The sequence below is a fragment of the Hyphomicrobium zavarzinii ATCC 27496 genome (genome assembly GCF_000383415.1).
Classification (GTDB): domain Bacteria; phylum Pseudomonadota; class Alphaproteobacteria; order Rhizobiales; family Hyphomicrobiaceae; genus Hyphomicrobium_C; species Hyphomicrobium_C zavarzinii.
Map to the genome: position 1 here is coordinate 264,509 of NZ_KB911258.1, position 12,355 is coordinate 276,863.

At 63.9% G+C, this 12,355-nt stretch carries 8 protein-coding genes; 2 read left to right on the forward strand and 6 right to left on the reverse strand.

All coding sequences use genetic code 11. The annotated features are described in order from the left end of the window. Positions 1 to 17: 17 nt before the first annotated feature. The 6 genes from F812_RS0112395 to F812_RS0112420 form a co-directional block, all read right to left on the reverse strand. Complete coding sequence (locus F812_RS0112395; RefSeq protein WP_020086302.1) at positions 18 to 2,429, reverse strand: GcvT family protein; 2,412 nt, start codon at positions 2,427 to 2,429, stop codon at positions 18 to 20. A gap of 54 nt (positions 2,430 to 2,483) precedes the next feature. Next, positions 2,484 to 4,439 carry an ABC transporter permease gene (locus F812_RS0112400; RefSeq protein WP_020086303.1) on the reverse strand — a complete coding sequence of 652 codons (1,956 nt, stop codon included), beginning with the start codon at positions 4,437 to 4,439 and terminating at the stop codon, positions 2,484 to 2,486. Further along, the gene (locus F812_RS0112405; protein ID WP_020086304.1) at positions 4,436 to 5,488 is read right to left on the reverse strand and encodes a betaine/proline/choline family ABC transporter ATP-binding protein; all 1,053 of its coding nucleotides are present in this window, start codon (positions 5,486 to 5,488) and stop codon (positions 4,436 to 4,438) included. Before F812_RS0112405 ends, F812_RS0112400 begins: the two co-directional genes overlap by 4 nt. 96 nt (positions 5,489 to 5,584) lie before the next feature. After that, positions 5,585 to 6,520 carry an ABC transporter substrate-binding protein gene (locus F812_RS0112410; RefSeq protein ID WP_198011191.1) on the reverse strand — a complete coding sequence of 312 codons (936 nt, stop codon included), beginning with the start codon at positions 6,518 to 6,520 and terminating at the stop codon, positions 5,585 to 5,587. A 67-nt stretch (positions 6,521 to 6,587) separates the two neighbouring features. Next, positions 6,588 to 9,035, reverse strand: coding sequence for a GcvT family protein (locus tag F812_RS0112415; protein ID WP_020086306.1), 2,448 nt, complete (start codon positions 9,033 to 9,035; stop codon positions 6,588 to 6,590). A 66-nt stretch (positions 9,036 to 9,101) separates the two neighbouring features. Next, positions 9,102 to 10,052: a choline/ethanolamine kinase family protein gene (locus tag F812_RS0112420; protein WP_020086307.1), complete on the reverse strand. Its 951-nt coding sequence runs from the start codon at positions 10,050 to 10,052 to the stop codon at positions 9,102 to 9,104. 182 nt (positions 10,053 to 10,234) lie between these two features. On the opposite strand from F812_RS0112420, the gene F812_RS0112425 reads away from it, so the two are divergent. Next, entirely contained in the window at positions 10,235 to 11,011 is a 777-nt protein-coding gene (locus F812_RS0112425) for a DeoR/GlpR family DNA-binding transcription regulator (RefSeq protein WP_020086308.1), read from the forward strand. 241 nt (positions 11,012 to 11,252) lie between these two features. Further along, positions 11,253 to 11,960: an HAD family hydrolase gene (locus tag F812_RS0112430; protein ID WP_020086309.1), complete on the forward strand. Its 708-nt coding sequence runs from the start codon at positions 11,253 to 11,255 to the stop codon at positions 11,958 to 11,960. Positions 11,961 to 12,355: the final 395 nt, after the last annotated feature.

Consider the following 12,355-nt stretch of genomic DNA (forward strand, 5'->3'; position numbering starts at 1 on the left):
CCCTGTTTCCTCACGTCTCAGGCGTTGATCTTAAGTCCTTCGGGATCGTAGAGCGGCTTTGCCGCGCGCTTGGCGCCATAGACTTCGCCGTACACCTCGACCTCGTAGGTGTCGTGCTCGGCCTCCTCGGCTGCCACGTAACCGTAGACGATAGGCGCGCCGACCGTATGTCCGTAGTCCGCGCTCGTGGTGACGCCGAGCACCTTGCCGTTGCGCAGGATCGCCTCGCCGCCGTTGACAGGAGCCTTGCCGTCGAGCGCCAGGATGCAGAGTTTGCGATCGGGTCCGGACGCGGCAATCTTCTTCAGGGCTGCGTTCCCCTTGAAGTCGCCCTTGGTCTTGGGAATGAGCCAGTCCATTCCGCAGTGATAGGGCGAGTAGTCGGGAGAGATATCGCTCGCCCAGAGCAGATAGCCTTTTTCCATGCGCAGGCTGTTGAGCGCGCGGTAGCCGAAGTTGGAGAGGCCGAACTCCGCGCCCGCTTCCCGCAGAACGTGATAGACGTGCAGCGCATACTCGGTCGGAATGTGCAGCTCGTATCCGAGCTCACCCGTGAACGAGACGCGCATAGCCCGCACGGGGGCCGCGCCCACGGTGAGCGCCTTCATCTGCCCATAGGGGAAGGCCGCGGCGCCTACATCCTCTTCCGCCACCTTCGCCAGAACGGCGCGCGATTTCGGGCCGCAAAGGTTGATCACCGCATAGCCGGAGGTGACGTCGACGGTGCGCACCGAGCCGTCGTCCGGCAGATGACGGTGGATCCAGCCGAAATCGTGCTCGCCATAGGCGGTGCCGGTCACGGCGTAGAAGCGGTCCTCCTCCAGGCGGCAGAAGGTCATGTCCGCCTCGATGCCGCCCCGCTCGTTGAGGAGCTGGGTATGAATGAGGCTGCCCACCGGCTGGTCCATGTCCGCAACCGCGAGCTGCTGCAGCGAAGAGAGCGTGTTCCGGCCGAAAAGCTCCATCTTGGCGAACGAGGAGAGGTCGATCATCGCCACGCCCTCGCGCACCTGCTTGTGCTCGTTGGCCACGTGCTCGAACCAGTTGGGCCAGTCGAACGAGGGCTTGTCGACAGGCTCGACGCCAGCTGGCGCAAACCAGTTCGCGCGCTCCCATCCGGCGCGCGATCCGAAAACCGCGCGCTGCTCCTTCAGCGGGTAGTAGAGCGGCGAGCAGCGGATGTTGCGGACGGACTCGTGTTCCTCGACCGGCCACTTCATCGCGTAGTGCTTGGCGTAGATCTCGATGGCACGGTCGTACATGAAGTACTTGGTGTTGTGGTGGAAGTTGAAGCGCCGCACATCGAGAGGCCACAGGTTGTTGGCCGGCCGCCCTTCCATAATCCACTCCGCCATCACCGAGCCCGCGCCGCCGGCTGCGGCGATGCCGTAGATGAACCCGCACGACACGAACACGTTATCGAATTCGGAGACGCCGCCCATGACGAAGTCGCCGTCTGCCGAAATGGGGATGGCGCCGTTGATCATCGCGCGCACGCCGACGGTTCCGACGACGGGAGTCCGCTTCGCCGCATTGAGCGCCAGTTGCTCGAAGCGCTCGTAATTCTCCTGGAGGAGCTGCTGGTCCCAGCCCCTGGGAATGCCGTCGCGGGCGAAGGCCGGGGTGTTGGGCTCGTAGCCGCCCACCACGATGCCGCGCACCTCTGGCTTCCAGTAGAGCAGAAGATCCGGATCGCGCACCGTTGGCATGCCCTTCGGCAGATCGGGGATGGGGTCCGTGATCAGATACTGATGCTCGACCGCGAAGGCCGGCACGCGGCATCCCATCAGCTTGCCGAGCTCGTGCCCCCACATGCCGGCAGTGTTCACCACCGTTTCAGCCCGAATGGGACCCTTGCTGGTCTGCACCTCGACGATGCGGCGTCCCTCCGCCTTGAACCCCGTCACCTCGCAGTTCTGGATGAACTTGACGCCACGCTGGCGTGCGCCCGCGGCCAGCGCCTGGCAGAGGCTTGCCGGATCGACGTAGCCGTCCGAGTCGATGAACGTCGCGCCTTCCACGCCGTCCAGCGTCATGATCGGAAACAGGTCCTGCGCCTCCTTCGGCGTCAGGAGCTGCATATCGAGGCCGAACGACTTGGCGGTCGTGGCGGAGCGGCGGAACTCCTTCATGCGGTCCTTGGAGGACGCGATGCGCAGGCTGCCGACTTTCTTCCAGTCGATGGGCTGGCCGGTTTCCTTCTCGAGCACATCATAGAGCGCGATGCTCTTCTGCAGCATGCGCGTGACGTTGCGCGAAGGGCGGAGCTGTCCCACCACGCCGGCTGCGTGCCATGTCGCGCCGTGCGTCAACTGAAACTGTTCCAGCACGACGATGTCGGTCTTGCCTGCCTTCGCGAGGTGGTAGGCAATGCTGCAGCCGATCACCCCGCCTCCGATGATCACGATTTCTGCGGCATCAACTGTCATTCTGAGCAATCCTCTTTGCGTGCTTCGTTAGATGATGTGGACGATCCGGACCGCCTACGCGGCTCCCGCCGTCGTGGTGTGTTGCAGGCGGCTCGCGCCGGCGCGGAACATGCGATCGATCAAGATTCCTAGGAAGGCGAGGCACAGTCCGGCCACGAGCCCCCGTCCCGGATTTGCGGTGGTGAGCGCGATGTAGACCTCCTGGCCGAGATCGCGCGTGCCGACGAGCGCTGTGATCACCACCATCGCCAGTGCGAACAGGATCGCCTGGTTGATGCCGAGAAGAATGGTCGGAAGCGCAACCGGAAGCCGGATGAGCCGGTCGAGTTGGAATCTGGAGCATCCCATGGACTGTCCGGCTTCGACGAGATCGGAAGGTACAGTCCTGAGCGCGGTCATCGTGAACTTCACGATGGGCGTGATGGCGAACGCGACGATGGCGAGAAGCGCTGCGAAATCGCCGACGCGGAACAGCATCACAACGGGAATGAGGTAGACGAAGCTCGGCAACGTTTGCAGAAGCTCGACCGCCACGTTGGCCGCGCGGTAGAGCGCATCGTAGCGCGCGGCCGCAACCGCCAGCGGAATGCCGATCAGCGCCGAAACCACCGTCGCCGACAGGCAGAGATAGAGCGTGATCATCACCTTGTCCCAGAGGCCGGTGACGAGGCAGAAGCCGAGCACCAGCACGCTGAGAAGCGCCAAGCGGAGCCCTGCGATGAAATAGGCTGCGAGCGTGACGAGACCGGCGAGCACCAGCCACGGCATGTCCGCCAGAAAAAACTTGATCGGGTTCATGAGGTTCTTCAGCGTGAAGATGCGGAGAGCCTCCATCGCGTCGAAGAAATTGACGTTGATCCAGCTCACGGTCGCATTCAGCACGCCGCCCGTGGAAAGACGCAGCGCATCGGGGAATTTGGCGAGCCATTCGATCCACACGCCGGCCAGGGTCGCAGCCAAAAGCCAGCCGAGGGGGAGAATCAACGATTGCCCCCAGCCCGGCGCCTGCTCCACATCGGGGCGCGCACGATTGGCGACCGCCGCGCCGAGGCGGTCGAGCATGATGGCGATCACGACGATGGCCGTTCCCGAGACGAAGCCGCGATCGATGTCGAGCTGGCGCAGGGCGCGCAGCACGTCGAAGCCGAGCCCGCCCGCGCCGATCATCGAGGCGATGATCACCATGTTGAGCGTCATCATCACGGTCTGGTTCAGGCCGACCAGCAGCATCGGTCGCGCCGACGGCAGGAGAATGCGCCAGATCGCCTGACGCTTGGAGCAGCCGATCATCGTGGCAAGCTCGCGGATCTCCTGCGGAGCCTGATCGAGCACCAGCGCGGTGACGCGTGCCATTGGCGGCATCGCGAAAATGACGGTCGCGATCATCGCGGCAACGGGGCCGAAGCCAAACAGAAGGAGCGTCGGAATGAGGTAGGCGAAGGCGGGCACCGTCTGCATGATGTCGAGGCCCGGCGTCAGCAGCCACGTGTTTACGCTCGGCCGCGCATGCGCGAGCACGCCCACGAGGAGACCGGTGATGACGGCGATGGGTACGCAAACCAGAACCGATGCCAGCGTCAGCATCGCGCCGTCCCATTGCCCGAACAGAAGCAGGTAGGCGCATCCGGCCGCTTGCAGCGCTGCGAGGCGAAAGCCGCTGGCCCAGTATCCGGCCCACACCAGGAGTCCCGAGAGACCGAGCCAGGACAGCGCGGGCAGCTCGATGTGGGTCTCTCCGATGTTGAACGCGAAGCCCTTGACGAGGAGCGCAGTCACGAGGTCGAGCGGCAGCTGCACCACCGAGGCCAGCGCGCGCGTCACCGGCGAGATGTGGGACACGATGTATTTGAGCCACGTGGTGATCACGTCGTCGATCGGCAGCTTCCACGCGGCGGGATAGCTCGCCGTCCACGGGACCAGCGACGAGACGGCGCTCAGTGCGGCAAGCATCGCCGCAGCCGCCCAGAGCCGTTTGTCGCGCAGAACTGTCAGGGTCGCGGCTCCCCTCATGACGCCGACCTTTCCGCAGCGGTGACGGACATCATGCGCAGGATGGTGGCGGCGTCGATCTCGCCCGTCACCTGTCCGCTCGCGTCCTTGACGCCGACAGGCCCGTGGGCACCGGCGACGAGCGATGCGATCTCGATGATCTTCTTTCTGCCGTCCACGGTGACGTCATAAGGGAAGGGCCGCGCGGGTGCCGCAATGCGCCCGCAACTGATCACGCGGGTCTGATCGACGCCGGCGACGAAAGAAGCGACGTAGCTGTCGGTCGGCTCGGCAACGATCTCCTCCGGCGTTCCCGTCTGCACGGCTTTGCCATCCTTCATGATGGCGATCCTGTCTCCGAGACGAACGGCTTCGTTGAAGTCGTGTGTGACGAAAACCATTGTCTTGTGAAGCCGCGCCTGGAGCCGCATCAGCTCATCCTGAAGCTCGCGGCGGATGAGCGGATCGAGCGCGGAGAACGGCTCGTCGAGAAACAGCAGCTCGGGATTTCCCGCCAGTGCGCGCGCAAGGCCCACACGCTGCTGCTGGCCGCCCGATAGCTGATGCGGCAGGCGTTCCGACATTCCGGCGAGGCCCACCAGGGCCGTCAGCTCGGATACGACTTTCGTGATCTGGGACGTCTCGTCGCCGCGAATGCGCAGCGGGAGTGCGATATTGTCGGCGACTGAGAGATGAGGAAGCAGAGCGAAGTGCTGGAACACCATCGCCATCTTGTGCCGGCGCACCTCCATGAGATCCTTGGGGGAGAGCGTCATCAGGTCGACGCCGTCCAGCATGATCTTGCCGAAGCTCGGCTCCACGAGGCGGGTGAGGCAGCGCAGAAGCGTAGACTTGCCGGATCCCGACAGTCCCATGATCACGAAGATCTCTCCGTGCCGGATATCGAGATGGACATCGCGCAGGGCGGCAAGCGTGCCGGCCTTCTCGGAGCTCGCCTTGAGCTCGGCTGCGTCAGTGAAGGTGTCCGTGTGGGCGCCGTAGACCTTCCAAAGGTCGCGGCAGCTCAGTTTGACAGCCCGTTCGGCTAGGATATGCGGGGCATATTTCATTGACGCATCGTTCCGGAGAGAGGCGAGAATCCAAGGAGCGGCAGAAACGAGACCGGTCTTGGGCGAACGGCATCCGTCCGCCCAAGACGGAGATGCCTACTCCAGCCAAGCGCGCCAGCGCGCCTCGTTGGCGTTGAGCCAGCCATCGGCCACATCCTCGACCGAGCTCTTGTCCCGGTCGACCTTGAGGATGAGCGCGTTCATTTCGTCGGTATCGACTTTGAACTTCGAGATGGCGGCATGGGCCTTCGGCCACTTCTTCTTCAGGCCTGCCCAGGCGGCTTTCAAAATCGGCCCCTTGGGCTTGCCGCAGTCGTAGCGCTTTTCCTCGTAGCAGGCGGGCGTGTAGGGCGGGAACTCGACCCATTCGCCCTTGTAGATGGCGGGCGCCCAATGCGGCGAGTAGATCCAGAGGATGATCGGCGCCTTTCTGGCGTAGGCGGACTCGAGCTCGGCGAACAGCGCCGCATCGGTGCCTGCGTGGACGACCTCGAAATTGAGTCCGAGCGCGGCCACGCGCTCATCGTCGAAGCCGGCCCACGTCACCGGCCCGCCGAGATAGCGCCCCTTGGGCTCGGTGTCAGGCGTGGAGAAAGCTTTGACGCACTCGGGGCTCTTGAGCGCTTCCCAGTTCGGAAGTCCGGGGCATTTCTCCTTCATGTACTCGGGATACCACCACTCCTCGCGGGCGTTCATGCCGGATTCGCCGAGATTCTCGACACCGCCGGTCTTGATCGCGGCGTCGAATACGTCCTTCGTCGTGGTTGTCCACACTTCCATCTGAACGTGGAGATCGCCGGTCTCGAGGCCCTGGAACTGCGCCATCGTGTCAGCCGTGGTGTATTCGATCTTGTAGCCGTTGCGCTTCAGCGCCTCGCCCATGATCCGGCTGCTGAGAAGCTGGCCGGTCCAGTCATTCAGGACGAACTTGATCGGCTCTGAGGACTCCGCTGCATGAGCGGCGCTCCCGAATGCCGCGGACATCGCGACGGCGGTGACGCACAGTGCTTGAGGCCAACTACACTTTCCCATTTTTAGTCCCCTTTTCTACACGGCTGTCGATACTTGCTGGGAGCCGGATCGCCCGGCGGAAGACGCATCAGGCGCGGACCCTCGCTCCTGCGGCGTCGTAGAGCGGCTCGAGATGGAGCGTTGCGGGAACGCGGCGCGTTCTCACTTCCAGCTCGTAGTTGTTGGCGGCCCGCAGCGACGCATCGTCGAGGTCGCCGTCGGATCTGAGGTAGCCGAGGCCGATGCTGCGGCCGACCGTGTGACCGGACCCGCCCGACGTCAGCCAGCCGATGCGCTTGCCGTCCCGGTAAATGGTCTCGCGGCCGAGCAGCACGACGCTCGGGTCCACGCTGAACGTGACAAGGCGTTTGGTGAGCGGGGCCTGCTTGGCCTTGAGCAACGCCTCGCGGCCGATGAAGTCCGCAGGTTTGTTGAGGCGCACAGCGAAGCCGAGGCCCGCTTCGTAGGGCGTATAGTCGGAGCCGATGTCTACCGACCACACGCGATAGGCCTTCTCGAGCCGCAGGGAATCGATGGCGCGGTAGCCCGCGTTCTGGATGCCATGCGCCGCGCCCGAGGCCATGATGGCCTCGTAGACCGTGAGTGCGTACTCGGTCGGAATGTGCAGCTCCCAGCCGAGCTCACCCACGAACGTGACGCGTGCCGCGATCACGGGAGCGCCCGCGATGAAGATCTGCTGGCACGTCGCGAACGGGAAGGCGCTGTTGCTGAGATCCGCTTCCGCGAGAGGTTGAAGGATCTCGCGCGCGGCTGGCCCCATGACCGAGAAGCATGCGTAGGCGGAGGTGACCTCATGCACCGATACGGGAGCCGCGCGCGAGATGTTGCGGCGAAGATGGGTGCCATCGTGGGTGCCGAACCCCGTGCCGGTGACGAGATAGAAACGCTGCTCGTCGAGCCTGCTGATGGTGACGTCGGCTTCGATGCCCCCGCGGCGGTTCAGCATCTGCGTGTAGATGATGCTGCCCACCGGCTTCGAAATGTCGTTTGCGCAAAGCCGCTGCAACTCGGCTTCTGCCGCAGGACCCTCGATGAGGAATTTGCCGAACGAGCTCTGGTCGAACACCGCCGCGCGTGTCCGCGCCGCCTTGTGCTCGGCCGCGACATGGCTCACCCAGTTCTGGTGATCGAAGCTGTAGATGTCGCGCGGCTCGACGCCGGTGGGTGCGAACCAGTTGGGGCGCTCCCATCCGAACTTGGCGCCGAACGAGCAGCCCTGCGCCTTGAGGCGATCGTAGATCGGGCTTCTGCGCAGCGGTCGCGCGGCTTGCGACTCGAGGTGCGGCCAACCCATCGCGTAGTGCTGCGCCTGTCCTTCGAGCGAGCGGGCCATGACCGTGCGCCGCGAGCGGTGATGATTGCCGAAGCGGCGGATGTCGACGGCCCACATGTCGTAGGCAGGCTCGCCCTCGATGATCCAGTCCGCGAGCGCCCGTCCCGCGCCGCCGCCTGCCGCGATGCCGAAAGCATTGAAGCCGGCGCCAACGAAGAAGTTCTTCACCTCCGGCGCCTCGCCGAGGATGAACATGCCGTCCTCGGTGAAGGACTCGATGCCGTTGAACCAGGTCTTCACGCCGACGTTCGCCAGATCCGGCACCAGCTCCATCGCGTTCTTGAGCAGCGGCTCGAAGTGATCGACATCCGGCTCCATGAGCTTGAACTCATGGCCTTCCGGAATCCGGGGCACGTCGAACGGAATGGGATTGAACTCGTATCCGCCCACCTGCAGGCCGCCGACGTCCTCCTTGAAGTAGGTCTGGTAGTCCGTGTCGCGGACGGTCGGGATGTGCCGGGCGAGACCTTCGATCTTCTCCGTGACGAAGTACTGATGATACGAGGGTTGAAGCGGAACGTTCACGCCCGCCATCCGCCCGATCTCGGGAGCCCAGATGCCGCCGCAGTTCACGACGATCTCGCAAGCGATCCGGCCGCCCTTGGTGTTGACCGCCTTGACAACGCCCGCCTCGGTCTCGATGCCGGTGACGACGACGTCTTCGAGGATTTTGACGCCGCCCATGCGCGCACCCTTGGCGAGCGCCATGGTGATATCGCTCGGATTGGCGACGCCGTCGCTCGGCACGAAGGCCGCGCAATCGAGGCCCTCCACATTGAGCTGCGGCACGATCTTCTTCACGTCGGCCGGCGTGATGATGTCGAACTCGAGCCCGAACGAGCGGGCCGTCGTTGAAGCGCGCTCGAACTCGGCGCGGCGGTCCTTGGTGCGGGCAAGGCGCAAGGAGCCGCAGCGCACCCATCCGGTCGCCTGGCCCGTTTCCTTTTCGAGGCTCTCGTAGAGATCGACCGAGTAGCCGAGCAGGCGCGTGATGTTCGCGCTGGAGCGGAGCTGTCCGACGGCACCGGCCGCATGCCAAGTCGAGCCGGAGGTCAGCTTGTGGCGCTCGAGAAGAACCACGTCCTTCTGGCCCATCTTCGCCAGATGGTAGGCGACCGAGCATCCGACGATACCGCCGCCGATAATGACAATACGTGCTTGCGCGGGAATTTTATTGCTCATGTGCACCCTGTAGGCGTTTCTGTTCTGGTGGCGAGGCGGCCAAGAAAATGGCTGAGGAAATGATCCTCAGCCGTGCTGGCGTTTGAAGTGTTCGAGGTTTCGGAGGAACCGTTTGCGGTTCATTTCGGTGTAGCCGGCATAGCCCTGCTCTTGATCGGGATAGAGGGACGACATGCCCGCTTCCACGATCTCGCGATCGAGCTTCGATGCGAGCTCCTGGACGGCGCCCCACAGCGTCTCCCGCAAATTCACGACCAGCTTGAAAATGCGGAACTGCTTCCAGATCTCGTCGTTCAAGCCGCCGAAATAGTGCGTGAGGATTTTCGCGTCGATCGCCTCGCTGTCGTCGTCGATGTTGGCGGTGATGGCCGCGACGTCGAACAGCGGATGACCGTAGGCGCCATAGTCCCAGTCGATCAGGAACAGTGTGCCGGCCTTGTCGATCATGATGTTCTGCGGAACGAGATCGTTGTGCGTAAAGACCGGATGGAAGGGAGAGACGAGACGTTCGAGCGCGTTGGCGTGATTGGCCAATGCGTCGACGTCGGCCACGATGCGTGACTTGTTCTCCTTCAAGTAGCGCGCGTAGGTGCGCACGACCTGGAAGGGCCAGAAGTAGGGAAGCAGCCCATCGATCGCAGCCCCGCCTGCGTGCAGCTCGCGGATGCGGCGCACGAGCCCGGCAAGGATTGCGTCATCCTGCATGTCGTCGGGCCTGAGGTGGCGCCCGTCGATGAAGTCGCTCACCGTGACGGGGCCGCTGGCAAAACGAAGGGCGGGCGAAACGCCGACCTCCGCCGCAGCCCGCATCGCGTTCTGCACGAGAGCCTGGGAGATGCCGTGGACCGGGATGTCCCGCCCCACGCGCACGACGTACTTCTGAGACGAAGCCTCGGCGATGAAGTTCTTATTGCAGAGGCCGCCGACGAGGGGCTCGATCGAGACGGGGCTGCGCCAGAAGGGCAGGGCCGCGATGTGGCTCCTGACATCAACGTCGGGCGTCGCCGCATCCATCATCTTGGAAACCCCCTCGGTTGGAGAGCCAACGTCAGAACTTTATGTGGCGGTTCTAACATGTCGCATGTGTCACTTCAACATCTTTTGTTGGAAGTGCCATATTTTATGATTATCTCTTGGCAAGTCCACGCAAACGGGGCCAACAAGAGGCGCTCTCCATGGCAACCGAGGGATTACGGACGATGACCAAGCTGAGGCCAGAAGATCGGCGTGAGCGGGTCTTGAAGGCGATCAACGCCAACGCGTCGTTGCGCATCACTGAGCTTGCGCGCACGCTCAACGTTTCCACCGAGACGATCCGGCGGGATCTGGATTTTCTGCATGAGCGCGACTTGGTTCAGCGCCACTACGGCGGCGCAGTCGCGAAGTCCGTCGGCTCGGAGCCGCCATGGTCGGAGCGCCTCGCTGCCTTCGCGGAAGGCAAGGCCGCGATCGCGCGTCAGGCCATCAAGCTGTTCGCCGACAAGGATGTGCTGATGCTGGGGCCTGGTGCCACGGCCTATACGTTTGCCAAGCACCTCGCGTCCGAGAACCGCCGCCTCACCATTTTCACGAACAATCTCGCGGCAAGCTTTTGTTTTCCACCGGATTCACGCACCCGTCTCGTCATCGTGCCGGGTGAGTTCGATCCGGCCGAAGGCTGCACGTGGGGGCCCGAAGCGACGGCCTTCATCAACAAGTTCCGCTTCGATACCTGCTTGCTGAGCGTCAGTGGACTGACGCCGGATGGCGGCACCGAGGTCGTGTCGGGTATTGCCTGGAGCGAGCGGGCCATCGTCGCGCAGTCGGCGCGCAATGTGCTCATGGTCGACCACGCCAAGTTTGGCAATACGAGCCTCGAGCTCGTGTGCAAGCTGGACGAGGTCGACATGCTCATCACGGATGTGGCGCCCCAGGGCGAGTTGCTCGAAGCGCTTCGCGACGCGGACGTCGAGATCGTCGTCGCCGATAGCGAATAGCCCGCGCCCGGCCTCGCGACTCGATTTTCGCGCTTTAAGTACGGCGCGTGCGCCGGTTGGTCCCCAATTTGCGCCAATCTACCCATGAGTGGTCCGCAACAAAAAATGTGATTGTTGCAACATTTAAGCGTGCTAAGGTTTGGTGGTGCCACGCCCGGTCAGAAGGTATGCGTGACGCATCTGCCAGGTCGCCCGCGGCCTCGGTTGAAAATCCAACACATAAGCGACGGTTGAGCCCTCAATGAGCCGCATCACAGGTCTTCTCTTCGACAAGGACGGGACCATCCTGGACTTCTACAAGACCTGGATCCCCATCAACCGCGACATGGCTATCGACGCGGCGGGCGGGGACGCGATCCTTGCCGCGGAGCTCCTGCGTGCGGGCGGACACGATCCCGATACCAACATCGTCGCCCCCGGAGCCGTCCTCTCGGCGGCGGGCGTGATTGGAATCGCGAAGTGCTTCGCAGACGCCCTTGGCGAGCGGGCGCCTCCGGATCTGGTCGAGATCGTGTCGCGGAACTTTCGCGATGGCGGCGGGAAATACGCGACCTTGATCGAGGGCGCCTCCGGCGAGATCGCGCGCTTCGGTGCGCTGGGCTACCGGCTTGGGCTTGCGACGAACGATACGGTGGCAGGATTGCACGCCTCGATGGGCCGGTGCGGCGATCTCGTCAGGCACTTCGAATTTCTGGTGGGCTGCGACAGCGGCCACGGTGCCAAACCGGAGCCGGGCATGGGGCTCGCGTTCGCGGCCGCCACGGGGCTGCACCCCTCTTCTTGTGCGATCATCGGAGATTCCATCCACGATCTCGAGATGGGCACGCGCGCTGGCTTCGGCCTGCGTGTCGGCGTGCTCACCGGGCCGTCGCTCCGCGAAGACCTCGAGCCGCACGCGGACGTCGTCATCGACAGCATCTTGGAGCTGGCGGACGTGCTCCGCGCCTGAGCCTCGGCTTCGCGAAAGATCCTGGAAACCGCCCATACCAATAGGGCACCGGACGGCGCGTGCCAGGTCCGGTGCCCTTAACGGTCTGCGCCGCGATGCGACGCGCCAGCCCAACAACGTGACTTGGCGCGAAGTGTTCCGCGGGCGAGGCAAAGAAAAATTCCGGAGGGAGCGATCCTCAAGGAGGGTGCAGCCCGCGCGCGGGAAAGCGGACGATTTCGTTCAGGGCGCAGGGATGACGCCGGATGCAGTCCGTGCCCCGATGCCCGGCGAAACCTCGCACGATCCTCCCAAATTCAATTCATAATGCGTGGAAAGGGGGCTACCGTCGCGAAAGCCGATCGTGGCCCGCGCGTCGTCGCGCCTGAGCGATAGCACGATCGGGACTATGCAAA